This window comes from Ruegeria lacuscaerulensis, from assembly GCF_013033355.1.
Lineage (GTDB): Bacteria > Pseudomonadota > Alphaproteobacteria > Rhodobacterales > Rhodobacteraceae > Ruegeria > Ruegeria lacuscaerulensis_A.
On record NZ_WQDY01000005.1, the window covers coordinates 140349 to 166984 of the forward strand.

Annotated in this window: 24 protein-coding genes; 11 read left to right on the forward strand and 13 right to left on the reverse strand. The window is 57.3% G+C overall.

Annotated features, from left to right (window positions below; all coding sequences use genetic code 11):
* Positions 1 to 5: 5 nt before the first annotated feature.
* The 11 genes from GOW48_RS11230 to GOW48_RS11280 all read left to right on the forward strand — a co-directional run bounded on the left by GOW48_RS11230 (position 6) and on the right by GOW48_RS11280 (position 11884).
* Positions 6 to 1112: an energy transducer TonB gene (locus GOW48_RS11230; RefSeq protein WP_170753727.1), complete on the forward strand. Its 1107-nt coding sequence runs from the start codon at positions 6 to 8 to the stop codon at positions 1110 to 1112.
* Positions 1109 to 2428 (forward strand): Tol-Pal system beta propeller repeat protein TolB, encoded by a 1320-nt coding sequence (tolB, locus tag GOW48_RS11235; RefSeq protein WP_170753729.1) that lies wholly within the window; start codon positions 1109 to 1111, stop codon positions 2426 to 2428. Before GOW48_RS11230 ends, tolB begins: the two co-directional genes overlap by 4 nt.
* A gap of 87 nt (positions 2429 to 2515) precedes the next feature.
* Positions 2516 to 3028: a peptidoglycan-associated lipoprotein Pal gene (pal, locus tag GOW48_RS11240; protein ID WP_170753731.1), complete on the forward strand. Its 513-nt coding sequence runs from the start codon at positions 2516 to 2518 to the stop codon at positions 3026 to 3028.
* A 4-nt stretch (positions 3029 to 3032) separates the two neighbouring features.
* On the forward strand, positions 3033 to 3857 hold the full coding sequence (ybgF, locus tag GOW48_RS11245; protein ID WP_170753733.1) for a tol-pal system protein YbgF: 825 nt from the start codon (positions 3033 to 3035) through the stop codon (positions 3855 to 3857).
* A complete protein-coding gene (gene tilS / locus GOW48_RS11250) occupies positions 3854 to 5107 on the forward strand; it encodes a tRNA lysidine(34) synthetase TilS (RefSeq protein WP_170753735.1) in 1254 nt (417 codons plus the stop codon). Before ybgF ends, tilS begins: the two co-directional genes overlap by 4 nt.
* Before the next feature lie 76 nt (positions 5108 to 5183).
* On the forward strand, positions 5184 to 7100 hold the full coding sequence (gene ftsH / locus GOW48_RS11255) for an ATP-dependent zinc metalloprotease FtsH (RefSeq protein ID WP_170354920.1): 1917 nt from the start codon (positions 5184 to 5186) through the stop codon (positions 7098 to 7100).
* A gap of 92 nt (positions 7101 to 7192) precedes the next feature.
* A complete protein-coding gene (locus GOW48_RS11260) occupies positions 7193 to 7768 on the forward strand; it encodes an MOSC domain-containing protein (RefSeq protein WP_170753737.1) in 576 nt (191 codons plus the stop codon).
* A gap of 186 nt (positions 7769 to 7954) precedes the next feature.
* Complete coding sequence (locus GOW48_RS11265; protein WP_170753739.1) at positions 7955 to 9631, forward strand: formate--tetrahydrofolate ligase; 1677 nt, start codon at positions 7955 to 7957, stop codon at positions 9629 to 9631.
* A gap of 58 nt (positions 9632 to 9689) precedes the next feature.
* Positions 9690 to 9995 (forward strand): chorismate mutase, encoded by a 306-nt coding sequence (locus tag GOW48_RS11270; RefSeq protein ID WP_170354923.1) that lies wholly within the window; start codon positions 9690 to 9692, stop codon positions 9993 to 9995.
* Positions 9996 to 10043: 48 nt separating this feature from the next.
* Positions 10044 to 10934, forward strand: a complete 891-nt coding sequence (folD, locus tag GOW48_RS11275; RefSeq protein WP_170753741.1) for a bifunctional methylenetetrahydrofolate dehydrogenase/methenyltetrahydrofolate cyclohydrolase FolD — start codon at positions 10044 to 10046, stop codon at positions 10932 to 10934.
* A gap of 203 nt (positions 10935 to 11137) precedes the next feature.
* Positions 11138 to 11884 (forward strand): LytTR family DNA-binding domain-containing protein, encoded by a 747-nt coding sequence (locus GOW48_RS11280; RefSeq protein ID WP_170753743.1) that lies wholly within the window; start codon positions 11138 to 11140, stop codon positions 11882 to 11884.
* A 5-nt stretch (positions 11885 to 11889) separates the two neighbouring features.
* Here the strand turns inward: GOW48_RS11280 and pdeM are convergent, their stop codons facing one another.
* The 13 genes from pdeM to cpaB all read right to left on the reverse strand — a co-directional run bounded on the left by pdeM (position 11890) and on the right by cpaB (position 26469).
* Complete coding sequence (pdeM, locus tag GOW48_RS11285) at positions 11890 to 12552, reverse strand: ligase-associated DNA damage response endonuclease PdeM (protein WP_170753745.1); 663 nt, start codon at positions 12550 to 12552, stop codon at positions 11890 to 11892.
* Positions 12553 to 12570: 18 nt separating this feature from the next.
* Positions 12571 to 14994 (reverse strand): ligase-associated DNA damage response DEXH box helicase, encoded by a 2424-nt coding sequence (locus GOW48_RS11290; protein WP_170753746.1) that lies wholly within the window; start codon positions 14992 to 14994, stop codon positions 12571 to 12573.
* Between the two features lie 39 nt (positions 14995 to 15033).
* The gene (locus tag GOW48_RS11295) at positions 15034 to 16341 is read right to left on the reverse strand and encodes an ATPase (RefSeq protein ID WP_170724506.1); all 1308 of its coding nucleotides are present in this window, start codon (positions 16339 to 16341) and stop codon (positions 15034 to 15036) included.
* Between the two features lie 115 nt (positions 16342 to 16456).
* Positions 16457 to 17002: a prepilin peptidase gene (locus GOW48_RS11300; RefSeq protein ID WP_170753747.1), complete on the reverse strand. Its 546-nt coding sequence runs from the start codon at positions 17000 to 17002 to the stop codon at positions 16457 to 16459.
* A 4-nt stretch (positions 17003 to 17006) separates the two neighbouring features.
* A complete protein-coding gene (locus GOW48_RS11305; RefSeq protein WP_170753748.1) occupies positions 17007 to 17858 on the reverse strand; it encodes a tetratricopeptide repeat protein in 852 nt (283 codons plus the stop codon).
* An 11-nt stretch (positions 17859 to 17869) separates the two neighbouring features.
* Positions 17870 to 18424, reverse strand: a complete 555-nt coding sequence (locus GOW48_RS11310) for a tetratricopeptide repeat protein (protein WP_331251794.1) — start codon at positions 18422 to 18424, stop codon at positions 17870 to 17872.
* Between the two features lie 49 nt (positions 18425 to 18473).
* Positions 18474 to 19463 carry a type II secretion system F family protein gene (locus GOW48_RS11315; RefSeq protein ID WP_170753749.1) on the reverse strand — a complete coding sequence of 330 codons (990 nt, stop codon included), beginning with the start codon at positions 19461 to 19463 and terminating at the stop codon, positions 18474 to 18476.
* A gap of 10 nt (positions 19464 to 19473) precedes the next feature.
* On the reverse strand, positions 19474 to 20442 hold the full coding sequence (locus GOW48_RS11320) for a type II secretion system F family protein (protein WP_170354932.1): 969 nt from the start codon (positions 20440 to 20442) through the stop codon (positions 19474 to 19476).
* A 12-nt stretch (positions 20443 to 20454) separates the two neighbouring features.
* Complete coding sequence (locus tag GOW48_RS11325; protein WP_170753750.1) at positions 20455 to 21894, reverse strand: CpaF family protein; 1440 nt, start codon at positions 21892 to 21894, stop codon at positions 20455 to 20457.
* Positions 21895 to 21918: 24 nt separating this feature from the next.
* A complete protein-coding gene (locus tag GOW48_RS11330) occupies positions 21919 to 23154 on the reverse strand; it encodes an AAA family ATPase (protein WP_170354934.1) in 1236 nt (411 codons plus the stop codon).
* Positions 23155 to 23354: 200 nt separating this feature from the next.
* On the reverse strand, positions 23355 to 23978 hold the full coding sequence (locus GOW48_RS11335; protein WP_170753751.1) for an OmpA family protein: 624 nt from the start codon (positions 23976 to 23978) through the stop codon (positions 23355 to 23357).
* A gap of 17 nt (positions 23979 to 23995) precedes the next feature.
* Positions 23996 to 25402 (reverse strand): type II and III secretion system protein family protein, encoded by a 1407-nt coding sequence (locus tag GOW48_RS11340; RefSeq protein WP_170753755.1) that lies wholly within the window; start codon positions 25400 to 25402, stop codon positions 23996 to 23998.
* Between the two features lie 191 nt (positions 25403 to 25593).
* On the reverse strand, positions 25594 to 26469 hold the full coding sequence (gene cpaB / locus GOW48_RS11345) for a Flp pilus assembly protein CpaB (RefSeq protein ID WP_170753757.1): 876 nt from the start codon (positions 26467 to 26469) through the stop codon (positions 25594 to 25596).
* Between the last annotated feature and the right edge of the window lie 167 nt (positions 26470 to 26636).

Sequence of the window (26636 nt, forward strand, 5' to 3'; positions counted from 1 at the left end):
GCACGGTGGATACCGGCACCAAGATCTCGGCGATTGCCCATGTCAGTCTGATCGGATGGGCCTTATTCGGCGGCACGTTCCGGTCCGAACCCTTGCCTATGGCCGTACAGGATGTCTCTGTGATTTCGGCTGAGCAATTTGCGGCAATGACCGCCCAACGGGACGCGCCCGAAGTGGCCACCCCGGCCGCTTTGCAGCAACCCGAAGCTCCGGTCGAAGATGCAACGCCCCCCGCACAGGTCGAAGAAGAGCAGCCGGTGCCAGAGGTATCGGAACCGGCTGAGCCGGAGCCTGATACGGTTCCGGAAGCGGTTGAGCCCCCTCCTGAACCAGTTGTGATAGAACAACCCCCGACGCTTGAGCCTCCCGAGCCGGACGTAGTTGCCTTGCCAACACCGCCGGGACCCGAAGCACAGCCGCGCCCTGCGGACAGGGTTGCGCCCGAGCCCGTCGCGCCGCCTCCGCCCGAGGCCGCACCGGATGATATCGAAACACCCGCTGTGTCTTTGGACGAAGGCGCCGAGGTTCAGCAGGAACAGCAGGATCAAACCGCCCCCGAAGAGGCGACAGATGAGATCGTGACCGAGGCCGAGGAAGCCAAGGAATACGCGCCCCGCAGTTCTCCGCGTCCGCAGGTTCGGCCAAACCGACCGACCCCTCCGGCGCAGCCCGAGGTGGCGGAAGCGCCTGAAGCCGAGCCCGAGACGCCTGCACCCCAGCCTGCGGATGAAAGCGCCATCGAGGACGCGTTGGCTGAAGCTTTGGGGCAGGGCAACGAACCCTCGGGCCCGCCACTGACCAGCGGTGAGAAAGATGCGATGCGTTTGGCAGTGTCCAAGTGTTGGAATGTAGGGTCGTTGTCGACCGACGCGTTGCAGACTGTGGTCGTCGTCGGGTTTTCACTCACGCCGGATGGCAATGTGGTGGGCGGCAGCTTGCGCCTGATCGAGAGTTCCGCCGGATCTTCCGGCGCTTCAAGACAGGCCTACGAAGCCGCCCGGCGTGCTATCTTGCGCTGTGGAGCCAGAGGATATGACCTGCCTGCTGACAAGTATGAGCATTGGCAGGATATTGAGATTACATTCAATCCCGAGAGGATGCGGATCAAATGATGAGATTTCTGACCAGTCTGTTGCTTGGCTTGACGCTTTTGACAGCGCCGGTTTATGCCCAGAACGGACCGCTGCGCTTGGAACTGGATCAGGGTATCATCGAACCCTTGCCCTTCGCGGTGCCCAGTTTCGTGCCCGACAGTCCCGCTGCGGCTCAGTACGCGCAGGATATCACGCGGGTTGTCGCAGCGGACCTCACCGGCACCGGGCTGTTCCGCGAAATCTCATCCGATGCGTTTATCAGCCGGGTCAGCAGCTTTGAAGCTCCGCTGCAATTTGCCGACTGGAAGGCGATCAATGCCGAGGCACTTGTGACCGGGGCGGTGAATGTTTCGGGCAATCGGCTGACGGTCCGCTTCCGGGTCTGGGACGTTTTCTCCGGGCAGGAACTTGGTAACGGCTTGCAGTTCGCAGGCACTACAGATGGCTGGCGGCGCATGGCGCATAAGGTGGCCGATCAGGTCTATAGTCGCGTGACGGGTGAGGGCGGTTACTTCGACAGCCGAGTGGCCTTTGTGTCGGAAAGCGGTCCCAAGAATCAGCGGCTTAAACGTCTGGCGATCATGGACTACGATGGTGCCAACGTGCAGTACCTGACCGACAGTGCAGCCATCGTGCTGGCCCCGCGCTTTTCGCCGACGGGCGACCGGTTGCTTTATACCAGCTATGAAACCGGCCAGCCGCGCATCTATGTGCTGGATGTGGACCGTGTCCGCCGCACCGAGCTGAACACGCCCGGCGGCACGATGAGCTTTTCGCCGCGCTTCTCGCCGGATGGACGCTCGATTGTCTATTCGCTGATTCAAGGGGGGAATACCGATCTTTGGAAGATGGATCTGGCCTCGGGGCAAAGCGTGCGTTTGACTAACACGCCGGCGATTGAGACCGCGCCCAGCTATTCGCCAGATGGGTCGCAAATCGTGTTCGAAAGCGACCGCTCGGGCACGCCGCAACTGTATATCATGCCCGCAAATGGGGGTGAGGCGACGCGGATCAGTTTCGGTCAGGGGCGTTATGGCACGCCGGTCTGGTCTCCGCGCGGCGATCTGATCGCGTTTACCAAGCAGAACAAAGGCCGGTTCCATATCGGCGTGATGCGCACCGATGGCAGTGAGGAACGGCTGCTGACCTCGTCTTTTCTGGACGAAGGGCCGACATGGTCGCCCAATGGCCGGGTGATCATGTTTACCCGCGAAACCCAAGGGGCGAGCGGTCGGGCGACTTTGTATTCGGTGGATATTTCGGGCCGGAACCTGCGCCCGGTGCGCACGCCGGATGGTGGCAGCGATCCGTCCTGGGGGCCTTTGCAGAATTGATCGCGGGGGCGGTCGGAAAAGTTCACAAGAAACCCGCGCTGTGATACACAGGCGGCAATAAACAGATAAAACAACGAGGCACTTGAAATGAACGTATTGGGCAAAGTGGTAGCAGTGGGTGCGCTTGGCATTCTGGCTGCCTGTACCAGCAACGATCCATCCGATTTGGGCGGGGGCTTTGGCAATGGCGCGAATGGTGGTGGATTGGCGGCTGGGTCACCAAGTGATCCGCGCTCACCTGCCTATTTCCAGCAGACCGTCGGCGATCGTGTGTTGTTTGCGGTCGATCAATCAACGCTGACACCGCAGGCGCAGACTGTTTTGCAAGGGCAGGCGGATTGGTTGCTGGCAAACCCGGATTTCGTGGCGAACATAGAAGGTCACGCGGATGAACAAGGCACCCGTGAATATAACCTCGCACTGGGCGCACGCCGGGCGAATGCAGCACGGGAATATCTGATCTCGCGCGGGGTGGCAGGCAATCGCTTGACTACGGTCAGCTTTGGCAAAGAACGCCCAATCGAGATTTGCAGCACCGAGGAATGCTATTCCAAGAACCGCCGTGCGGTTACTGTGCTGACCGGGTCAACACTGGGGTAAGGCGATGAAAGTTGCAGGATGGGTTCTGGCGGCGGTTCTGACCACCGCCAGCGTGGCGCAAGCGCAAGATCAGCAAACTCTGGCGGATATCCGGCAAGAACTGACTGTGTTGCATGTGGAAATCCAGCGTCTGAAGCGCGAGTTTTCGACAACGGGCTCTCCGGCACCGAACCTGTCCGGCAGTTCGATATTGGAGCGTGTGGACGCGATCGAGGCCGAGTTGCAGCGCCTGACCCGTCAGACCGAGCAGTTGAACCAGCGGGTGCAGAATATCGTCACCGACGGCACCAACCGCATTGGCGATCTGGAGTTCCGTCTGGTCGAACTGGAAGGCGGTGACCTGAGCGCGCTAGGAGAGACCTCGAGCCTTGGAGGGGACACCGAGATTGCTACCGCGGCCCCGACCTCGCCCAGCGCACCGGTTGCGATTGATCAGGGAGAGCTGGCAATCGGTGAACGGGCGGATTTTGATGCTGCGGCGCAAGCATTGGCTGAAGGTAGTTTCCAAGCAGCGGCCGATCAATTTGCCAATTTTGACGTCTCTTACCCGGGCAGCCCACTGGCGCCTGAAGCCAATCTGAAGCGCGGGCACGCGCTTGAGGGCCTGGGCGACACGCGTGAAGCTGCGCGTGCTTTCCTGGCCAGCTTTACCGGCGACTCCGAAGGCGCATTTGCGCCTGAAGCGTTGTTTGAACTTGGCTCGGCCCTTGGGCGTCTTGGGCAGCGGGATCAGGCGTGCATCACGCTTGGGGAAGTCGGGGTGCGGTTTCCCGCCTCTTCTGCAGCGACTAGCGCAACGCAGGAAATGACCTCGCTGGGCTGTCCTTGAGCGAACTTGCCGACAGGTTACGATCCGAGCTTCGTGCAGGTTTGCCTGAACGGTTGCCTTCTCGACTAGGTGTTGCCGTATCGGGCGGAGGCGACTCGGTCGCCTTGTTGCATCTGATGAATGATCTCGCTCATGCCGAAGGTATTGAACTGCGTGCGGCGACAGTAAACCACCATCTGCGCGCGGAAGCAGCGACCGAGGCGCTGTGGGTTTCGGACCACGCAAAGTCTATGGGTGTGTCGCATGACATTCTGGAGTGGCACGGTTGGAAAAAATCGGGAAACCTTCAGGATCAAGCGCGTCGCGCACGGTACGATTTGCTGACGGACTGGGCGCGGCGAAACCAGATCGGTGCGGTTGCTTTGGGTCATACTGCGGATGATCAGGCCGAGACCTTTCTGATGCGTTTGGGTCGCGCGGCAGGTGTTACCGGTCTGTCCGGCATGTCGACTGTTCGCAATCGTGACGGGTTTGTCCTATTGCGTCCGATGCTGAAGATCACCCGGCAGACCCTGCGGGAATACCTGACCGAGATCGGGGTCGAATGGATCGAAGATCCTTCGAATCAGGATCGTCGTTTTGATCGTGTCAAAGCCCGTGATGGGTTGGCCGGGCTTGGCGAAATCGGCATAACGGTCGAGTCTTTGGCACGGGTTGCTGATAATCTTGCACAAGCCCGTGATGCCTTGGATCACTTTACGCAGGAATCCGCTGCCAAGGTGTTGGTTCCGGTGTCCGGTGATGTCTGTTTGGATCGCGAGGGCTTTGACGCTCTGCCCCAAGAGATTCAGCGCCGTTTGTTGATTGGCTGCATCCGATGGATTGCGGGAGGTGACTACCCGCCGCGCCAATCAGCGGTAGATGTCGCCCTTCATGCGATCAAACAGGGAAACGGGGCAACACTAGGGGGCTGTGTTCTTGTTACAAAAGCGCAGAAAACATGGATTTGTCGAGAACTAAACGCGATTTCGTACGAAACATGCGATCCCGACCAGACTTGGGATAAACGCTGGATTCTGTCCGGCCCCTCCGGAAGCGATTTGCAAGTAAAACCACTTGGTGAACATGGCATCGCGCAGGTTTCAGGTTGGCGTGATCTTGGAAAACCACGTGCGGCTTTAGTCGCCTCGCCCGCGATTTGGCACAAAGATGTGTTAATTTCGGCCCCATTGGCCGGTTTTGGCAACGGATGGCGCGCAGAAATCGTGTCGAAATGGCCCGACTTTCACTCTTCGTTTTTATCGCATTGAACCTGCTTGAATCCTCTCTATTTTAAGAAGCAACCCGGCGGACACGCATCCGCCGAAATCTTTTGGGAGATTTTCCTTGGGCAACGCTCGTAACATCGCCTTCTGGGTCGTTCTGTTTTTGCTGATCCTTGCACTGTTCAATTTGTTCAGCGGACCGGGTGGAACGCTTCAGAGCAATGAAAGAACCTATTCCGATTTCGTGGCCGCCGCGCAGAGCGGTGAAGTCAAAAACGTTACGCTGGATGGTGAACAGATTCGCTATACCACGCAAAGCGGCGCAAATTATGTGACCATCAAGCCAGCTGACGCCGAAGTCACAAAACTGCTGATCGATGAAAACATCCCTGTGCAGGCGGTCAAACAGCAGCAGTCGGGTTTCCAGTCCTTCCTGATTACTCTGCTGCCGTTCCTGCTGTTGATCGGCGTCTGGGTCTACTTCATGAACCGGATGCAGGGCGGCGGCAAAGGCGGCGCGATGGGCTTTGGCAAGTCCAAGGCTAAGATGCTGACCGAAAAACATGGCCGCGTGACCTTTGACGACGTGGCCGGTATCGACGAGGCCAAGGAAGAGCTGGAAGAGATCGTAGAATTCCTGCGCAACCCGCAGAAGTTCAGCCGTCTGGGCGGCAAGATCCCAAAAGGCGCGCTGCTAGTTGGCCCTCCGGGTACTGGTAAGACACTGTTGGCCCGTGCGATTGCAGGTGAGGCAGGCGTGCCCTTCTTCACCATCTCAGGCTCGGACTTTGTCGAGATGTTCGTGGGTGTTGGTGCGTCCCGTGTGCGCGACATGTTCGAACAGGCCAAGAAAAACGCACCTTGTATCGTGTTTATCGACGAGATTGACGCCGTGGGCCGCCATCGTGGTGCCGGTTATGGCGGCGGGAATGACGAACGCGAACAGACGCTCAACCAATTGCTGGTCGAGATGGACGGGTTCGAGGCCAACGAAGGTGTTATCATTCTGGCGGCTACCAACCGTAAGGACGTGTTGGACCCCGCGCTGCTGCGTCCGGGCCGGTTTGACCGCAACGTGACCGTCGGCAACCCGGACATCAAAGGCCGGGAGAAGATCTTGGGCGTGCATGCGCGCAAGACGCCTCTGGGCCCCGATGTCGATCTGCGCATCATCGCGCGGGGGACACCGGGTTTCTCGGGTGCCGATCTGGCGAACCTGGTGAATGAGGCCGCTCTGATGGCCGCGCGTGTGGGCCGCCGCTTTGTCACCATGGAAGACTTCGAGAACGCCAAAGACAAGGTGATGATGGGGGCCGAGCGTCGCAGCATGGTGCTGACGCAGGACCAGAAGGAAAAGACGGCCTATCACGAATCCGGTCACGCTGTGGTTGGTCTGGAACTGCCACTGTGCGACCCGGTCTATAAGGCGACGATCATTCCGCGCGGTGGTGCGCTGGGTATGGTTGTGTCGCTGCCGGAAATGGATCGCCTGAACTATCACCGCGATGAGTGCGAGCAAAAGCTGGCCATGACTATGGCCGGTAAAGCCGCCGAGGTCATCAAATACGGTGAGGATCATGTCTCGAACGGCCCCGCCGGGGACATCATGCAGGCCAGTCAATTGGCGCGCGCGATGGTGATGCGCTGGGGCATGTCAGACAAGGTCGGCAATATCGACTATGCCGAAGCGCATGAGGGCTATCAGGGTAACACCGCAGGTTTCTCGGTCTCGGCCCATACCAAAGAGCTGATCGAGGAAGAGGTAAAGCGCCTGATCCAGCAAGGGTATGAGCGCGCTCACCAAATCCTGACCGACAAGAACGAGGAATGGGAGCGTCTGGCCCAAGGTCTGCTGGAGTATGAGACCCTGACCGGCGATGAGATCAAGCGCGTCATGAACGGTGACAAACCAACCGAAGATGATGACGAAAGTGACAAGCCGGACGAAGGCAGCGCACCCAGCGTGACGGCTATCCCAAAGACCAAGGTCAAAAAATCTCCACCCGATGGCGGGATGGAGCCGGAACCGACGGCATAATTCAAAAACCCGGGCTAAGACCCGGGTTTTTCTTTTCTTTCCCGGGTGCCTGCATTCTAGTAGCGGCTGGAACAGAGCGAAGGAGAGAGACGATGCCGGTCTTGCGCAAAACGGAATTCACGGCCGAAGTTGTCTGGCTTGGTCAGGTGCCGACTGGGGCCTCCATCAGGGCCGAGGCCGCGGCCTCATTGTCTCTTGGGTTCGCGGGGGTTGCAGGAGAGCGACACGAGGGGGAAAACCGCGCGTCCTGCGTGCGCATGACAAACATCTATCCCAAGGGCACGGAAATCCGAAATGTACGGCAGCTCTCGGTGTTGTCCCAAGAGGAAATGCAGGAAACTGCGGTCGAGATGGGGCTGGACACGCTTAATCCGTCCTATCTTGGGGTCAGTATCCTGTTGAAGGGTATCCCCGATTTCACCCATGTGCCTCCGTCATCGCGCCTGCAAGGGCCGGATGGAGTAACGATCACGATCGACATGGAGAACCGCCCCTGTGTGATACCGGGACGCGAGGTCGAAGCCGATCTGCCCGGTCACGGTGCCGCTTTCAAGCCTGCCGCGCAGGGAAGGCGCGGTGTGACGGCTTGGGTCGAACGCCCCGGAGTTCTGAGCTTGGGTGATTCCCTGACGTTGTTTGTTCCCGATCAGCGCGCTTGGGCACCTTAAGACACAGGCTTTCCGATGCGAAACGATCAAAGTTACGTGACGCCACCCTGTAAGTGACGCTACGCCGTTTCAAGACATGATTATGTCGGAATCCACATCTATCGCCACGGTACACGACGGTATGGGTTGACCAGCGCCGACGCCCTGCGTCGGTTTTGCACGGCATTCAATCAGGGACCCTGCCCAATGAGCTATAAATCCGACATCGAAATCGCCCGCGAAGCGAATAAGAAGCCGATTCAGGAAATCGGTGCCAAGATCGGCATCGACTCTGCCGATCTGCTGCCTTACGGCCATGATAAGGCCAAGGTCAGCCAGGACTTCATCAACTCGGTTCAAGACCGCGAAGACGGCAAGCTGATCCTTGTCACCGCGATCAACCCGACCCCTGCGGGTGAAGGCAAGACCACCACCACCGTTGGTCTGGGCGACGGTCTGAACCGCATTGGCAAGAACGCGATGATCTGTATCCGCGAAGCCTCGCTGGGCCCGAACTTCGGCATGAAGGGCGGCGCTGCGGGTGGCGGTTACGCACAGGTTGTTCCGATGGAAGAGATGAACCTGCACTTCACCGGTGACTTCCATGCCATCACATCGGCCCACTCGCTGCTGTCGGCGATGATCGACAACCACATCTATTGGGGTAACGAGTGCGACATCGACATTCGCCGCGTTGCATGGCGTCGTGTGGTCGACATGAACGACCGCGCGCTGCGTCAGATCACTGCCTCGCTGGGTGGCGTGTCGAACGGTTTCCCGCGCGAAGCAGGCTTTGACATCACCGTTGCGTCCGAAGTTATGGCGATCCTGTGCCTGGCCAACGACCTGAAAGACCTGGAAAAGCGTCTGGGCGACATCATCGTTGCTTACCGCCGCGACAAGACCCCGGTTTACTGCCGCGACATCAAGGCCGAAGGCGCAATGACCGTACTGCTGAAAGACGCAATGCAGCCGAACCTGGTGCAGACACTGGAAAACAACCCGGCCTTCGTCCATGGCGGCCCCTTCGCGAACATCGCGCACGGCTGTAACTCGGTCATCGCGACCAAGACCGCGCTGAAAGTGGCTGACTATGTCGTCACCGAAGCAGGTTTTGGGGCCGACCTGGGTGCCGAGAAGTTCATGAACATCAAGTGCCGCAAGGCGGGAATTGCCCCGTCTGCAGTGGTGCTGGTTGCCACCGTACGCGCGATGAAGATGAACGGCGGCGTCGCCAAGGCTGACTTGGGCGCAGAAAACGTCGATGCGGTTCAGTCCGGCTGCGCTAACCTGGGTCGCCACATTGAGAACGTGAAGTCCTTTGGCGTGCCGGTTGTTGTGGCCATCAACCACTTTGTCACCGACACCGATGCCGAAGTTGATGCGGTCAAGAAATACTGCGCCGATCACGGGGTCGAGGCGGTACTGTCGCGTCACTGGGAACTGGGCTCGGAAGGCTCGGCACCGCTGGCCGAAAAAGTCGTGGAAATCGTCGAAGGTGGCACTGCTAACTTCGCGCCGATCTACCCCGATGACATGCCGCTGTTCGAGAAGGTTGAAACCATCGCCAAGCGCATCTACCGCGCCGATGAGGTTCTGGCCGACAACAAGATCCGCAACCAACTGCGCGAGTGGGAAGACGCGGGCTATGGCAACCTGCCGGTCTGCATGGCGAAAACCCAGTACTCGTTCTCGACCGATCCGACCCTGCGCGGTGCGCCCACAGGCCACTCGGTCCCGGTGCGTGAAGTCCGCCTGTCCGCTGGTGCCGGCTTCATCGTGGTTGTCTGCGGCGAGATCATGACCATGCCCGGTCTGCCCCGCAAACCGGCCGCGGAAACCATCTGCCTTAACGACGCAGGCGAGATCGAGGGCTTGTTCTAAGCCCCCAAATAAGACATCTCGTGGTCCGGGGATATCCCCGGGCCATGAGGAGACGAACATGCCCACTCTGACACCTCCGCAGGACTGTCATTCAATGCAGGAACTGCGGGTTCAGATCGACAAGCTGGACCGCCAACTGATCGAGATGTTGGTGATGCGTGCGGGATATATCGACCGCGCCTCGCAGTTGAAACCTGCCGAGGGGCTGCCCGCCCGCATCCCGGACCGTGTCGAGGAAGTGGTGCAGCGCGTGCGCGCAAGTTCGGACGATCTGGGTATGGACCCGGACCTGGCCGAACGGCTGTGGCGCATATTGATTGATTGGTCGATCGCACGCGAGGAACGTGTGCTCGGCGCCGACTGATCGGGCGTTTCAGGCGCCTGATCCGTTTTTGATAGAAGGGATGACAGGATGGTAGCCGAGGTTATCGACGGTAAAGCTTTTGCGGCGAAAGTGCGCGCGCAGGTGGCTGATCAGGTTGCAAAGCTGAAAGAGCAAAGTGGTATCACGCCCGGTCTGGCAGTGGTTCTGGTTGGTGAAGACCCGGCCAGCCAGGTCTATGTGCGCTCGAAAGGCAAACAGACCGTCGAGGTCGGCATGAACTCGTACGAGCATAAGCTTGATGCCGAGACCTCGGAAGAAGACCTGCTGGCGCTGATCGACAAGCTGAACAACGACCCCGCCGTGCACGGTATTCTGGTGCAGTTGCCTCTGCCCAAACACCTGAACGAAGATCTGGTGATCAACTCGATCGACCCGGCCAAGGATGTGGACGGCTTCCATATCTCGAACGTGGGTCTGCTGGGGACGGGCCAGAAATCGATGGTGCCCTGCACGCCGCTGGGTTGTCTGATGATGCTGCGCGATTATCACGGCTCGCTATCGGGGATGGACGCGGTGGTGATTGGCCGTTCGAATATCGTGGGCAAGCCGATGGCACAGTTGCTGCTGGGTGACAGCTGTACCGTGACCATCGCGCATTCGCGCACCAAGGACTTGCCAGACGTTGTGCGCCGGGCCGACATCGTCGTCGCCGCCGTTGGCCGCCCCGAAATGGTGCCGGGCGACTGGATCAAAGAAGGCGCAACCGTAATCGACGTAGGCATCAACCGGATTGAGCGTGACGGTAAGAACAAGCTGGTCGGTGACGTGGATTATGCCAGTGCGGCCGAGCGTGCAGGCGCAATCACCCCGGTTCCGGGCGGTGTCGGTCCGATGACCATCGCCTGCCTGCTGGCCAACACCCTGACCGCCTGCTGCCGTGCAAACAGCCTGCCGGAACCTGAAGGGCTGACCGTCTAGCGCGTACGATCCGCGCAAACCAAAGAATGCGACGGGCCGGGAGTGGAAACACTTACCGGCCCGATTGTTTCACGGAACAATCAACGAAACTTAATCTGGCAGGGTTTGAATATGGCGAGAACGATGATAAACCTATGATCTCAGCGAGTTAGGCGCTTGAGTGTCATGCTCGACTGGAAACAGGAGAGAGTATCTGAGCTGTCATGCCGAATAAACTAAGCTCATTGGTTGCCGAGTTTACGATGCGCCGGGTGGTTGCCGGTGCGATTTTCCTGCCCTTAATGGCCATTGCATTTCAACCGTTCCAGAATATGGATCTGAGCTTTTCCTTGCGCCTGATATTTTGGGCCGGGGTCACAGCCTTGGCTTTGGGGGTGACATGGGCGGCGCGACAACTGCTGAAGAAATGGTTCGCTGAAACCTCTTTCACGGGGTGGGATCTTGCTTTTACGTTTGTTGCTTTTGCGCTGTTCGTTCCTTCGCTGTGGTTGATGACCTTGCTTGTCTTCTCGGCTGGTGGGCAGCAGGCACCAGACGTCCTGTCAGTGGTATCTTACGGAGCTTTGTTTACGACCGGGCTGTTGATCATCCGGCGGGCTCCGGTTCAGTCAGCTACGGATCTTGACATCGACCGCTTTGCGCCACGACTTTACAGGCGATTGCCGCAAGAGTTCACGGGGCAGGTTCTGCGTCTGGCAGTCCGGGATCATTCCGTTGACGTCGTCACCACCGAGGGGCTTTTCACCATCCGATCAAGGTTTACCGATGCCATTGCCGAGATGGAGCCCGAGCGTGGGCATTGCACCCACCGCTCGCACTGGGTGGTCGACGCTGCTGTGACCGGGATTGAAAAGAGTCACGGAAAAACGTTTCTACGCCTGACAAATGGCGAACTGGTCCCAGTCAGTCGCAAGTACAAACCCATACTTGAAAAAGACGGCGTAATCTAAACGCCTCAGCGAGGCATCGGGATCATCTGCGGGGATTGGCCCGTTAGAATCGCCATAGCGCGGTCGCTCATTAGTCCTTTTAGCGCCTCGTCAGAGCTGTATAGACCGCCGGTGTATGTACCATACGCGGGCAACACTAGGCGCGTTTCGTCGAACAGAAACGCAGCACGCGTGATTGTTCGTCCGCGCAGCCGGAACCGTGCCTTGGGGTGGTAGTGACCTGAAACCTCTGCTTGACCGTCCGGTAGGGCTATGTGTCGGAACACAAGCGATCGCAGCTTGCGCTCAGCCAGATGGGTGCCACCCAATTCGACCGGGCCGGGGTCGTGGTTGCCTTCGATCCAAATCCAGGTCCGACCGGCTTGCAACGCCGCGATTTGCAGCTTTTCCCGATTTCCAAGGGCCGAGGCCGCATCTAGGTCGTCAAAGCTGTCACCAAGGCAAATCACTGTGGTTGCTTTGGTGTATTCTACATCGTTTGCTAACCGTACCAGCGTGTCCAGCGTGTCGTAGGGCGGTAGTGAAGCGCCTCCTCGCCGTGCGATGCGTTCTGCCTTTCCCAGATGCAAATCCGACACGCATAGAAGGCTTTCTTCCGGCCACCACAAAGCCCCGGTTCCAAGTGCGCGCAGGTCATGACCGGCGAAGGAAAACGACAATTCGTTCATGGTACGTTCTTTGCTTGTTTACGCGCCCGAGGCAAGTGATTCCAAGCCCGCCTCTTGCAGCAAACGCGCGCTCTCTTCGGCCAGCAGGCGCTCTTCGGCTGATCCTTTGACTGGGACCTTTCCAACCTCAAGAAACAGCGGTGCCGCAAGGGGCGACACCCGGTTCAGCCGTTTCAAGTCAATTTGGTCGCCGATACGCGCTATCATGGCTTCGATCCGTCCGAAGTCGACCAGGCCTCGCATGGCTTCTTCACGGGTAATTTGCATCAGCAGGTGATCGGGGTCGTATTTCAGCAATGTGTCGTACAAAATATCCGAAGAAAACGTTGCCTGACGACCGCTTTTGCGTTGTCCGCCCGTGTTGCGTTCGATTAGCCCTGCAATGGTGGCCGAGGCCCGGAAGGTCCGCTTCATCACCGCGTTCCCGGCCAACCAAGTCTCAAGCCCATTGCGCAGTGCCTCTAGTTGAAACAGTGGGCGGGGGTCCGTTACGGCATCCAACCCCCAAATCAACGTTGCGTAGTCGGTCGCGACAAAGCCCAAGGGGGCAAGGCCGGTTTCTTCCATCCGTTTCGTCAGCAATAAGCCCAGTGTTTGCTGCGCGTTGCGACCCGCAAAACCGTAGACGCAGAGGTGTTCGCGCCCATTATCGGGAAAGCTTTCGATTAGCAGCCTGTCGCGGTTGGGCAGGCGCGAGACCTGCCGCTGGAGCGTCAGCCACTCGGTCGTATGCGCGGGCAGTTGCGGCCAGTCGGGTTGCGCGAACATGCGCAGAATACGATCGCTCAACTGGGTTGAGGTGGCAAATTTGGTGCCCGAGAAGGTGGCGATCTTAGGCTTTTTGTCTGCGCGGCGGCTGACCTCGACCGTCATCTCGCGCAGCCCCTCATATCGCACGATCTGACCGCCGATCAGAAAGGTATCGCCGGGGGTGAGCGAGGCTGCAAAGGCTTCTTCAACCTCGCCCAGTGGCTTGCCGCCCCGGCTGCGTTTCAGGCGCACTTTCAGCGTATCGGTGTCCTGAATTGTGCCCAGATTCATGCGGATACGCTGCGCGGCACGGGGGTCACGCAGTTGCCACAGACCGTCAGGGCGCTGTTGCAGCCGCTGCCAGCGGTCATAGGCGCGCAGGGCGTAGCCGCCGGTGGCGCAAAACTCCAGACAATCATCGAACTGCATGCGGCTGAGATCGGCGAAAGGCCCGGCGGTTGTCATTTCGGAATAGAGCGTATCCGCATCAAACGGCCCCGCCGCCGCCGCGATCAGGATATGTTGGCACAGCACGTCACGGGGGCCTGCGCCGCGTGGCTCTCCGTCCAGATCATGCGCGCGGGCGGCCTCAAGCGCTGCGACGCATTCTACCACCTCGAACCGGTTGGCCGGCACCAGTAGGGCCTTGGAGGGCGCGTTGTATCGGTGATTGGCCCGCCCGATCCGCTGGACCAGCCGTTTGACGTTCTTCGGCGCACCGATCTGGATCACAAGGTCCACGTCGCCCCAATCGATGCCCAGATCAAGGCTGCCGGTGCAGACGATGGCGCGCAGATCGCCGCGCACCATGGCGGCTTCGACCCGCTCGCGCTGTTGCCGGTCAAGGCTGCCGTGATGGATACCGATAGGCAACGCATCGTCATTGGCCAGCCAGAGATTGTGAAAGAAAATCTCGGCTTGCGCGCGGGTGTTGTGAAAGATCAGCGTGGTCTTGTGCTGTTTGATCTGCTCCAGCACAGCGGGGATGGCATATGCGGCACCGCCCCCGGCCCAAGGCGGCAGCTCCTGCGTTTCCAGCATCCGAATGTCGGGGTCCGGACCTGGATCGGCCTGCACGATCAGGCAGGGGTCAGGGTGGCGTGCCAGAAAGCGCGCGATGGCCTGCGGGTCTTCGACCGTGGCCGACAGACCCACCCGGCGCAGATCAGGGCACAATGATTGCAAACGCGCAAGCGCCAGCATCAACTGATCACCGCGCTTGCTTTCGGCCAGCGCGTGAATTTCGTCGATGATCACCCGCTGCACCCCCGCGAACATGCGCGGCGCGTCCTCATACGAGGTCAGCAGAGCAAGACTTTCCGGCGTCGTCAGCAGGATATGCGGAGGGTCCACCCGCTGACGTTTCTTCTGCGTGGCCGAGGTGTCGCCAGTGCGGTCCTCGATCCGAATGGGCAGGCCCATTTCGTCAGCAGGGCCGCGCAGGTTGCGGCGGATATCGGCGGCCAGCGCTTTTAGGGGCGAAACATAGATCGTGTGCAGACCGCTATGCGCGCCATCGGCCAACTGCGCCAGTGTCGGCAGAAATCCGGCCATGGTCTTACCCCCACCCGTCGGCGCAATCAGCAGCGTCGCCGGATCGGCAGCCCGGTCGAACATTTGTCGCTGATGAGGGTGGATCGACCAACCTTTGGCGGTGAACCAGTCGGTGATCCGGGCGGGAATCTGCGTCATGGGCGCAGACTACCTGCCCGGCATCGAAATGACAGTGGCTTAGTGAACGATCTTTTCTTCGCGCACGAACATGTTGGCCCATGCGCGGTCGATCAGGTCGGGGCTCATCTGATAGGGGATGCCTTCGAATTCACAGATTGAGATCATCTGGTCGATCAGGAAGATCGGCTGATAGTTTGCATAGATATTGTTGATGGTCGGGTATTTTACCTTCAGCAGATGAACCAGCGCGGCCTCATCCAGCGGCATCCCGCGTTTGCGCGCCACCATTGCAAAGATTTTCAGGAAGTTTTCCTGGTTCGGCCCGTCGATCTTGATCTTGAAGAAAATCCGGCGCAGGGCCGCTTGGTCGAAGATTTCATTCGGGTGGAAGTTGGTCGAGAAGATGACCAGCGTGTCAAAAGGCACCTCGAATTTCTCACCTGACTGCAGGCCAAGGATATCCTTGCTTTCCTCCAGCGGGACAATCCAGCGGTTGATCAGTGCCTGCGGAGGCTCGGCCTGACGTCCAAGGTCGTCCACGATAAAGATGCCGCCCGTCGATTTAAGCTGCAGTGGCGCCTGATAGGTCCGCGCAGTGGGGTTGTAGACCAAGTCCAGCATGCTGAGCGACAGTTCACCACCGGTCACAACGGTGGGGCGCTCGCATTGTACATAGCGTGAATCGAACCGTTTGCGGCGGCGTAGGCTGTTGGGGTCGTCGGCCTCTTGCTCGATGGCTGTGTGAACGATCGGATCATAAACGGTGATCACCTGACCGGCATATTCAATTGCGCGCGGGACATAGACATTGTCGCCAAGCGCGTCACGAATACCGTTTGAGATGGACGACTTACCGTTGCCCGGAGGACCATACATCAGGATCGAACGGCCTGCGCTTACTGCAGGTCCAAGGTGATCCAAAAGACTGTCGGGCAGAACCAGATGCCCCATTGCCCCGGTTAGCTGGTCGCGGGTGACCTGAATGTTTCGGATGGATTGGCGTTTGACCTGTTCGCGGTAGACATCCAATGGAACCGGCATGGCACCGAAATATTCCGACTGGCTGAGCGCGTCCAGTGCACGGGCTTTACCTGCATCTGTCAACTGATAGCCCATCTCGTTGCCGCTGTTGGCGTTCAGGGTACCTGTCGCCTCGATCAGTTTCTGTTCGCGCGAGATATCGATCAGTTCTTGAGTCACCGAGCCCGGCAGGCAGATCGCTTCCGCCACTTCCGAGACCGTATCAACGTTCTTGCGAAAAATGGTTTTCAACAAAATGTCCCGCATCATCACGATGGGCAATTGCATTTCGCCCAAGCCTTTGGGGGCAGGGGGGGCCATTACCGAGGTCGTCTGCATATTCATGAGGGGTGCTCATCCATCCAGTATTCACGCCATTGGCCCACTCGGGCCGCTTGCGAAAAATCTGGTCCCGCTTTGTGGCATCACCAAGGCGGGGACAAGGCGGAGTAATGATAGTTTACGAGCCGTAAACAGTCCCAAGGATCAGGTAGATGGCGAGGCTGCCGCCAAGTGCAAATCCCATGGGAAACTGTTTGTCGCGGGACCAACTTTCCCAATTAGGTGCGATAGCGCGCATAGCAGTGTTTTTGGCCAGCCTGTGCGTTACAAACGCTGCGAGCGTTGTGGACATTAGAATGAACATCATCGTCACATAATCGCCGCCCCAAACGAACGCGGAAGCAGCCGCAATAAATTTGGCGTCGCCCGCTCCCATGACCCCGGCGGCGTTGGCAAGAATGCCTATTACTAAAGCGACAAGAATGTGCAGCAACTGCCAAAGGTAGGGCGGAAGCGTTACCGCAAAGGGGCCGATCCAGCCTTCGGACCAATCGGTCGTCCATGGCGGGATGACGATCAGACCGACAAAGGCAAATACTCCGGCCAAGGCAATAACCGCGTGGTTCTTGATCAACATGTCGCGCATATCGGTGAACGCGACATAAAAGCAGATCGGCAGAACGAAAGGCAAAAACCACCCCGCCGCGGCTGCCGGAATTTGCATCAACTTAGGCTTCCTCGAGCGCGCGCAACGAGCGGACGGCTTCTTCGAAATGTTGCGGATGCGTGGCAATCGCTTCGCGGAACAGGTTCTTTGCAGTTGTTACATCGCCCTGTTTGACCGCGGAAATGCCCATAGTATTCAACAGCATGGCCCGTTCGGCCTGTGTCAGCGGCACGACCGGCATGCTGTAATTGCCTTGCGCCGCGCGGGCAAGAACGAGGTTGTTTTTGGCTGTGAACAGAGACTTGTCCTGTCGAATGGCTTCAGCGAACAAGCGCTCGGCTTCTTCATATTGACCGCGTGTCAGTTTGGAATAGCCCCAGTTGTTCATCACGCCGCCAGGCCGCGTGGTCAGGCCAATCGCCGTTTCATAGAATTGATCCGCCCGTTTCCAGTCCTGGTTTGAGTCGGCGACAACAGCCTCCAACCGATACCTTTTGAAGGTCTCGAAAGTCGGCGGAACGGAATCCAGTACTTTTTTCGCCTCGGTCCAGTTTCCCGCGCGAACCAGTGCGTCGGCATATTCGACCCGATCAACACTGGCCGAGCCCTTCATGGTGGTCACTTTTTTCCAGGCGGCTGCTGCCTCGGTGGTGCGCTTTGCCCGCGCCAACGAAATCGCCAACCCTCTTTGCAGGTCAATGCGACCGGGATTCTTGGCTGCAGCACCCTGAAAATAGGTGACGGCCTCATTAGGATCGGCTGCTGTTAGCAACACTTCGTTCAGGTTGGTTTCGTCGATAACGTTCACTTCCTGAAACGTCTTTTCGACCTTTTCTTCCTCGGTTTCTTTCGCGCAGGCGGACAGGATCAGCCCGCACGTCACCAATGACATAATCAAGAATTGTTGGCGCATTTTTGCGTCCCTTACTGCTCTTGCCTGTTTTCCTGAAGCTTGCGAAGCTTGAATTGCCCGTCGCCTTGTTGCTCCAGCGTGTATTCTTGTTCTTCGACGTCAGTATTATCAGAATTTTCCATTTTTGCGAGTGCTAAGCGCAGATTGTCCCGAATTGCGTCACTTTCGCCATTGTCTAACGCAAAAGCCCGTCGAAACACCTGAGCCGCCTCTGGATACTCGCCTTTCTCCATCAGAATGACGCCCAGATTGTTCCATGCAACCGGCCAGTCGGGTTCCTCGGAAACAGCGCGACGCAGCAGAGTTTCGGCGGGCTTCAACTGGCGCAATCCCAGGTTGGCAGTGCCCATGGCAGCCATGATTTCGGCGGTCATGCCCTGGTTCAGCGCGGCGCGGGCAAAGGAATCCAGTGCCAAGTCATACTCGCCGGCCCGCAGCAGTCGGTTCCCGACCACCAAAGGATCCTGACCTTGGCCTTGTGGATCAATGCCCGGAGCATCCAAATCACCAGACAGGTTTTCTGTGCAAGAGGCCACCATGGCACATACCATGGCGGCCCCGATCACGTGGCGAATCCTTGGCCGGACACACCTGAGTGTTGAAATCATAAGGCTATCAGCCCCCTGGATTACCGCCTGCAAACTCTGCGATACCTTTTGCCGAAGGTCCAACCAGAATGACCAGCAACGGCGGCACCGTCAGCATCATTGTGGCAAGTGTCATTTTCGTTGGCAACTTGTTAGCAGCTTCTTCTGCACGCATCACGCGTTTGTCACGCATTTCGCCGGCATAAACACGTAGGGCTTCGGCAATCGAAGTACCGAATGTGGCCGATTGGATCATAACGGTCACAAATGAACTGACGTCCTGAACGCCGCAACGTGTTCCGAAATCCCGAAGAACAGTGTCCTTGTCCTTACCAGCTTTCATTTCGTGGGCTACAACCTCGAATTCCTGCGCAATGTCGGGATAGGAAGCCTTCATCTCAGCCGCGACGCGCACGATAGCCTGATCCAAAGACTGGCCTGCCTCAACACAGACAAGCATCAGGTCAAGGGTATCAGGAAAACCGGCGACAATGGCTTCTTCGCGTTCTGCTACACGGCGGGTGATCCAATACCGTGGAAGGAAGTATAAGGCGATGGCGGGGAAACCAATGCGGATCGCCATTTGTTGGCCGGTAAACTCGTTGTCCCCAGCCAAAACGGTCACCAACATCACGCCGATCGCGATACCGACCATCCCCAAAGCAAACTGGGCGAAGTGAAAGAACCGTACCGCGTCCTTAGAGTGATATCCCGCCTGCCGCAGTTTAAGCTGCATCGCTGACAGCTCTTCCTGGTTCTGCGGTTCCAGGAACGTAGAAAACTTTTCCAGCTGTTCGTTGCGGCCGGCATTGCGCAGGCGATCCTGCTTGCCCTTTTTCGTTTTCTTCGGAGCTGCCGTTGAACGCTGTAGCTTTTTCAACGGATCTTCTGGTTGGTTCATCATCAAAGGAACCGCGACCAGGATCATGATCAGGCCGAGGACACCGACGACAATAAGCGGACCGAACTGCCCAAGGTTTTCAGTCAGTAAGGTGTTGATTTGGGTAAAAAATTCCATGTCGCTGCCCTCAGACCTTAATGTTTGTCAAAATGCGCATGACGATCAGGTTCAACGTCAGCATGATGCCGACAAAGAAGCAGGCCGGAATGAACCACGGATGGTCAATCACCTCGTCATAATAACCGGGGTCTTTCACAAGGATGAAGACAAGACAGAAGACAGGGAAACCTGACAGGAACTTGCCCGACCATTTGGCCTCGGCAGTGATGGCCTTGACCCTTCGGAACAGGCGGAAACGAGCGCGGATCACCTGTGCCAGACCGGCCAGAATTTCCGCCAGGTTACCACCGGATTGCTGTTGGATGCCGACCGCAACAGACAAGAAGCGAAGGTCCTGCATGTCCAGCCGCTGCGCCAGGTCTTTCAGCGCTTCGCCGACGTCACGGCCATAGGCGCACTCATCTGCGATGACGCCAAACTCGGTTGCCAGGGGATCTTGAACTTCATTTGCAACAATCTGGATCGAGGATACAAACGGATTGCCCACCCGCAAAGAACGAACCATCAGCTCTACTGCGTCGGGCAGTTGTTCCTCTAGCAAAGCCATCCTTTTCGAAGCTTTATGATTGACCCAAGCATAAACGCCACCGACACCGATAGCGATCGAGATGGCTATCCTCAGAAATGTTGCAGTGGCGGTGCCGATGCTGAGCCCAACAAAGGCGAAAGCAGAAACCAGCACCATTATCATGATCAATTGGCGTGGCGAGAACGCAATCGCAGCCTTCTGCGCCTTATCCGCGAGCAGTGAATAAAGCGGGATGGACTGCGTTTGCATGTGCTGCTGCATCTCTTTACGCAGCTGCTCAAGCACTTGTTCTCGGCCGACGCCTTTGTCCAACATGTCCAAACGCCGGTTTACGCGGCTGTTCAGGCTGATGGATTTGCCGAATGCGACCAGATAAATACCTTCGACCAGAGCCAGAACGGCGACGAAGATCACGACATATATGAGAGCCTCAATAGGCAGTTGCATCTCAGGTTCTCCTTACACCGTAGTTGGTTCATAGATGGCGGCGGGTAGGTCAAAGCCCCACAACCGGAAGCGTTCGGAATAGTGGCTGCGCACGCCGGTGGCCGTGAAATGGCCTATAATCTTGTTGTCGGGTGTAAGTCCAACACGCTGAAATCTAAAGATTTCTTGCATTGAGATAACATCACCTTCCATGCCCGTGATCTCGGTGATCGAGGTCATCCGACGTGAACCATCCTGCAGACGGCTGGCCTGTACAATCAGGTTCACAGCGCTTGAGATCTGGCTGCGGACCGCTTTGATCGGCATTTCGATACCTGCCATTGCGATCATGTTTTCCAAACGCGAAATGCCATCACGAGCCGAGTTGGCGTGGATTGTCGTCATCGAACCATCGTGGCCAGTGTTCATGGCCTGCAACATGTCGATCACCTCGGCGCCACGCGTCTCACCCACGATGATGCGGTCGGGACGCATACGCAGGGCGTTCTTCAGACAGTCGCGCGGGCTGACTTCGCCTTTGCCTTCCACGTTTGGTGGGCGGCTTTCCATCCGGCCCACGTGGGTCTGTTGCAACTGAAGTTCCGCCGTATCCTCGATGGTCAGGATGCGTTCGGCATCGTCGATAAAGCTGGACAGAGCGTTCAGCGTGGTCGTTTTACCAGAACCCGTACCACCCGAAACGATCACGTTCAGGCGTGTCGACACCGCAGCTTGCAAATAGGCGGCCATTTCTTCGGTGAACGCACCAAAATTGACCAGGTCGTCGATGCCAAGTTTGTCCTTTTTGAACTTACGAATGGACACCAACGAGCCATCAACCGCAATCGGCGGCACCATGGCGTTGAAACGCGACCCATCTGCCAAGCGGGCGTCAACATAAGGGTTGGATTCATCAACACGGCGACCCACAGCGGATACGATCTTGTCGATGATCCGCATCAGGTGCTTTTCGTCCTTGAAGGTGATGTCGCTGATTTCCAGCTTACCGGCACGCTCCACAAAAATCTGCTGCGGACCGTTCACCAAGATATCGTTGACCGTGTCGTCTTGCAGCAAGGTCTCAAGCGGGCCAAGACCGGTAACTTCGTCATAAAGCTCTTTGTTCAGTTGGAAACGATCGTCCCGATTCAGAACAATGTTCTTGGTCTCAAGGACTTCACTCGCAATGGCACTGATTTCTGAGCGAAGGTCGGATTCGTTGGCGTTTTCCAGTGCAGCAAGGTTCAGGTTTTCAAGTAGTTCACGGTGCAACTCGATCTTGATCTCGCTCAACCGCTCTTTGCGCTTGCGCTCGCGATCGGATGCTGTCGGCTCAGCGGCCTTTTTTGCCACAGGCTTGCGGATCATCGCGTTTGCTGTGGGTGCCTGTGGGGCTGCAGAGGTGGGCGTTGTCGCCTTGACCTCGGCCTGAACAGGCTGCGCTTCGGGCTGTTTTTTGTATCTTGAAAACACGGCGGTTCCCCTTTCGGACCTGTCTTACGCAGCTTCTGCGTCGCTGCTGCCAAGGCTGTGGAGCGATTTTGCCAGCTTTGCGATTTCACGGCGCAGTGGGTTTTTGGCGGCTGAACTTGCCAGCGGTAAACCATGGTCACCGCTTTGCATGACGGGTTTTCCCCCGTCCGGCAGTTGCAGGTCGATGGATATTCCAAGGCTTTCACCCATCCGCTTGACGCGGCTTTTCCCGTTCAGATCGGTAAACTTCGGAGCTCGGTTCAACGCGAAACGCAGTTTGTTGAACGGTAGCTCTTCCGCTTGAAGAGCGCGCTTCAGACGCAGGGCGTTTTGTGCCGAGCGCATGTCGAGTTCGATGACTGCAAAATACACATGGGCCGCTTGCAGGATGGTCTCGGACCATTGCACCAAAGTCGACGGCATGTCGACAATCACGTAGTCAAAATGCTTGCGCGCAGTGTCAATAACGCGCTGGATATCTTCCGGAGTGATCAGATCCAACGGCACCATGTCAGACGGCGCGGTCAGAACCTCCATCTTGTCCTCGTAGGACTGCAGCGCCTGAGAGAACATGTCGTCATCCATGGACGCCGTGTCAGACAGCATTTCGAACACTGTTTCTCGGCGCGGTAGATCCAGGTAAGTCGAGACCGTACCAAACTGTAGATCCAGGTCGATCAGGCATACCTTGGGAGAAGTCTTGTCCGATGTGGTCGCAAGTTCCCAAGCCAGGTTCACGGCCATGGTGGTAGATCCGACTCCACCGGCCAATCCGTGAACCACAAACAAGGCACCTTCCTTTGATGCCCCTTGGGGCAGAGACACGGCCGTTTCCTGTGTCACAACCGCGGGATCAGGTTTGTTCATACGCGCAATGGCTTCCTGCAACTCACCTTCTGGAAGCGGGTAGGGGACGAATTCATCAGCGCCTTTCCGCAAGAGTTGGTGCAACGCTGCAGGAGTCACGTCCTCGGCGATCAGAACCACTTTGATCCTCTTTTCCTTCGCGCGAGAGATGATTTCACCCATCATGGTCAGGTCATCTTCGTCCTCACCATCAATAGCTAGGGCCACGAATTCTAAACTGTCGGCTTCAGGCTGGCCGAAAAACGCAAGAGCTTCTGCAAATCCCAGGTCGCCCCAACGCTCACCCAGTGCCGCTTCCATATCTTCAATCAGCAGATCAAAGTTCTGGACGTCACGACTGATCGTGCAGGCCAGAATGGCGTTGTTGTCTTCGTTTGTCGTGGCGTTCGTCATTAACAAAATCCTCGTCCAGAGGGCAGCAAACCGCGACGAACCGTTCAGGTTTGCCTCGGCGAGCTGATGCCCGGTTGCGGCTTTTTTTGCCGCACTACACCCAATTGTTGAGAATTTGGCTTGGAACTTAGGCGAGAATGGGGCGCAAAAGAACCAATTGTTGGGAATTGGGCGACGATGTCGCCCAATTCGCGTTATTATTACTCAGATGCCTCGGCGGCGTCTGTGTCTACGATGAAGCTCTCGGTTGTCGCGCTTTCAACGTATTCGCGGTAGATGACTTCCGCGTACTTGCCGTCAAGCAACTGAGGTTTGCGATCTACAAAGCCAGACACTTCTGTAATCGTACGGCGGTTGCGTCGATCCCTATTCGGCGTGTCGATCAGAGGCTGCGTTTTACCGAAGGAAACAACAGCTTCTAGCCGTGACCGCGAAATACCCTGCCGTGTCAGGAACGCGACCGCAGCATTGGCGCGACGCTGGCCTAGGCTTTGGTTATACGACTGAGAGCCGACTCGGTCCGTATGGCCGTAAACGCGGAAGCGCGCTTCGGGGAACTGCTTGATCCAATCGGCTTGCCGTAACAGTACACGCTGTGCGTTTGCATCAAGCTGTGCGCTGTCGAACGCAAAGTTGATCTGCGTTGGCACTTCCGCCGCGAACCTGCGACCCAGGATCTGAGCATAGGTGAGTTCACCTGTCAGAACCTGCTGGTTGTTCAGAGTTGCATTTCCGAAGGCACCTTGGTCGACTTCATATCCGGCCTCACGCGTACAAGCGGCGACAGCGACCGAAAGACCCAGTGCTATAATCCACTTCTGCATTGGTCCTATCCTCCTAATCATTCCAGGATGTAGCCGTAGGAGCTACCAAAATCCTGTTTGGCGACTTCAGACGCACCACCTGATCCTAAACGTTCGGTGCGTGCTGTCTTGCCGTTGATGAACAGATCAAACTCGCTTGGGGGCTTGACCCGGTCGGTCGGCAGAGCCAGCGCTTCACCACGTGTCGGCGAGACCAGATGCGCGGTGACGATCACGACGAGTTCCGTTTGCTGGCGCTGGTATTCAGCACTGCGGAACAGCGCACCCAGTACGGGAACATCGCCGAGCCACGGAACCTGATTGTTCAAGTCGCTGAAGTCATCCTGAATAAGCCCCGCAATCGCAAAGCTCTCACCATCCCGCAGCTCAACCGTGGTTCTGGTCCGACGGGTGATAAAGGACGGTACGTTGTTACCCGCAATCGTGAAGTCCGAGCTGTTGTCGATTGCCGACACTGACGTACCCATTTCCAGGTTGATCAAGTCGCCGTCCACAACGCGCGGAACAAACAGGATCTGAACACCAAATGCTCGGTATTCAATCGCGATGTTGCCGTCATCCGCGGGAACCGGGATCGGAACTTCGCCACCAGCAAGGAATTCTGCTTCCTGACCCGACAGCGCGGACAGGTTCGGTTCCGCAAGGCTACGCGCCAAACCTTTAGCTTCGAGCGCTTCCAGCAACAAGCGAACCTGTGTGGAGCCTGCGCCAAAACCGAACAGGATCGCACCTGTGTTGGTTTGTTGCAGAGGAATGTTATTATTCAACGCGTTAGCCAAAGCACCGGCAGAGTTAAGTGTGTTGAAACCCCCGGTTACGTCGCTTCCTCCAAAGCCCAGCGACGCCGTCAGGCTTTTTGCCACTGATCGGCTCATTTCGGCAAAGCGCACTTTCAGCATGACTTGCTGGACGCCGCCGACCGACATCAGGTTGGAAACACGCTCGGGCGCGTAGCGCTCGGCCAGTTCCAATGCCCGCGCCAGTTTGGCTGAGCTAGAGATGGTGCCCGACAGTACAATACCGTCATTTGCGGTCCGCACTTCGATCGGCTCATTCGGCAGGATCTGCCGCAGCCGCTCTTTGAATTCGGATACATCCGGGGAAACCCGAACGCGCACGTTGGCCAGCAAATTGCCAGCACCGTCGAACAATGTCAGAGTGGTCAGACCGGGCGCCTTGCCCAATACATAAATGGTACGGTCCGAAAGCGACGAAATATCAGCGATTCCCGCGTTGGCAATGCTGAGTTCGGCAAACGGTTCCTCACTCTCAACAACAATTGCGCGGTTCATCGGGACGTCCAGCGTTTCCGCTGTGCCCTTCTTTACCACACGAAGATTTTGAGCCCAGGCGGCATCGCCGATGGAACTCACTACAAGCGTCAACCCCAGAAGGGTTGCGCTAATCCAAGAATGTATTTTCATGTGACCTGCCTCTCCGATCACGCCTCGTTTTAGGGCTAATGCCTTATGTGCAATAACACTGCGTCAATTGCTAATTTATTGCAATAATCAATGGTTTCTGGAATTTTCCTTATGTGGACAATTCGCAACAACCAAAATGAAACAAGCCGCGCTGGGTGCGCGGCTTGTGACAGTAAATCCCTGATTTAACGTTAGTTTGTACAGGGAATTTGACTCTGAACAATTTCTGCACCACGCCGGATATTGGTGTAGCACTTGCGCTCTTCCACCTTTGCCTCGACAGGCGCGGCTTCCTTGATTCCCAATAGCTTTCGCTGATCAACCTCAATCGCGCTGGCGACCGTTTCGTCCTGAACACCCACCAAGGCCAGAGACATCCGTCCGGTGTTTTGTGCCTGCGCCAAAGACGCAATCTGTTCAGGCGTTGCGGCCACGGTCACAGTACGCGCGATGCTCGCGCCCGTCAGATCAGACCCTGCCGTTTGGTCGACGGCAATCAGTTCGACGTTGGTTTGGATCAGGCGCGTGATTTCACCACCTTCACCCGCAAGGGCCCCTGAAACTGAACCAGTCCAGTAAACATCGACATTGTCACCTGGACGCAAAAAGCCGGATACTCCTGACGCAACGTCGACTCTGATAGCAAAGGCGCGCATTCCCTTTTGGAGGCGCGAGGTCAATCCAGCAGATTCTCCAGGTTTGGTGACCTTGACTTCCAGCAGAGCCTCATTTTTCTCCATGGCTCTCAGAATATACCTGTCGCCTTTTGCGTCTTCGGGAAACAATGTGGCCAGTTCCTGGAAGGTACCTTCTGGAAGCGCGTCTTCAGGCCATTTGACAAGTCGGACATCCTCTTGAACCAGGCGCTCTCCGTATTTCAACGGGCGGTTCGATACAAAAACGTCCACGGTGGCGATGTTGGTGGCATTTGCCATCGCGTCTTGCGCGGCTTTTTTCTCTCGTTCAAGCTGGGCTTGAGTTTGTGCGATGTAGTCTTGCGCCAGATAAACAGCGCCACCGGCCAAAGCGACCCCGACAATCAGGACAAGTCCAAATACTGCGCGCATTTGCGTACCCTCGTATTTTTCTGTTTTGGTTTTGCTGCCGTCATGCGCAGCTAATCTCAATCACAGCTATCGACGAATTGTGTCGAAAAGGGGGACAATCTTTGATTTTTTTTTCGTCCGTGCCAAATCATGAGTTTGGTCACCGACTGATGAGTCAGTAGGTGATA

Excerpts from the sequence above, each read along its gene's own strand:
- GOW48_RS11340 (WP_170753755.1), bottom strand. The coding sequence starts at position 25,402 with ATGAAAATACATTCTTGGATTAGCGCAACCCTTCTGGGGTTGACGCTT.
- cpaB (WP_170753757.1), bottom strand. The coding sequence starts at position 26,469 with ATGCGCGCAGTATTTGGACTTGTCCTGATTGTCGGGGTCGCTTTGGCC.
- GOW48_RS11280 (WP_170753743.1), top strand. The coding sequence starts at position 11,138 with ATGCCGAATAAACTAAGCTCATTGGTTGCCGAGTTTACGATGCGCCGG.
- folD (WP_170753741.1), top strand. The coding sequence starts at position 10,044 with ATGGTAGCCGAGGTTATCGACGGTAAAGCTTTTGCGGCGAAAGTGCGC.
- GOW48_RS11330 (WP_170354934.1), bottom strand. The coding sequence starts at position 23,154 with ATGACGAACGCCACGACAAACGAAGACAACAACGCCATTCTGGCCTGC.
- GOW48_RS11260 (WP_170753737.1), top strand. The coding sequence starts at position 7,193 with ATGCCGGTCTTGCGCAAAACGGAATTCACGGCCGAAGTTGTCTGGCTT.
- GOW48_RS11295 (WP_170724506.1), bottom strand. The coding sequence starts at position 16,341 with ATGAATATGCAGACGACCTCGGTAATGGCCCCCCCTGCCCCCAAAGGC.
- GOW48_RS11335 (WP_170753751.1), bottom strand. The coding sequence starts at position 23,978 with ATGCAGAAGTGGATTATAGCACTGGGTCTTTCGGTCGCTGTCGCCGCT.
- pdeM (WP_170753745.1), bottom strand. The coding sequence starts at position 12,552 with ATGAACGAATTGTCGTTTTCCTTCGCCGGTCATGACCTGCGCGCACTT.
- GOW48_RS11265 (WP_170753739.1), top strand. The coding sequence starts at position 7,955 with ATGAGCTATAAATCCGACATCGAAATCGCCCGCGAAGCGAATAAGAAG.
- GOW48_RS11300 (WP_170753747.1), bottom strand. The coding sequence starts at position 17,002 with ATGCAAATTCCGGCAGCCGCGGCGGGGTGGTTTTTGCCTTTCGTTCTG.
- ybgF (WP_170753733.1), top strand. The coding sequence starts at position 3,033 with ATGAAAGTTGCAGGATGGGTTCTGGCGGCGGTTCTGACCACCGCCAGC.
- pal (WP_170753731.1), top strand. The coding sequence starts at position 2,516 with ATGAACGTATTGGGCAAAGTGGTAGCAGTGGGTGCGCTTGGCATTCTG.
- tolB (WP_170753729.1), top strand. The coding sequence starts at position 1,109 with ATGATGAGATTTCTGACCAGTCTGTTGCTTGGCTTGACGCTTTTGACA.
- GOW48_RS11305 (WP_170753748.1), bottom strand. The coding sequence starts at position 17,858 with ATGCGCCAACAATTCTTGATTATGTCATTGGTGACGTGCGGGCTGATC.
- GOW48_RS11315 (WP_170753749.1), bottom strand. The coding sequence starts at position 19,463 with ATGGAATTTTTTACCCAAATCAACACCTTACTGACTGAAAACCTTGGG.
- GOW48_RS11320 (WP_170354932.1), bottom strand. The coding sequence starts at position 20,442 with ATGCAACTGCCTATTGAGGCTCTCATATATGTCGTGATCTTCGTCGCC.
- GOW48_RS11270 (WP_170354923.1), top strand. The coding sequence starts at position 9,690 with ATGCCCACTCTGACACCTCCGCAGGACTGTCATTCAATGCAGGAACTG.
- GOW48_RS11290 (WP_170753746.1), bottom strand. The coding sequence starts at position 14,994 with ATGACGCAGATTCCCGCCCGGATCACCGACTGGTTCACCGCCAAAGGT.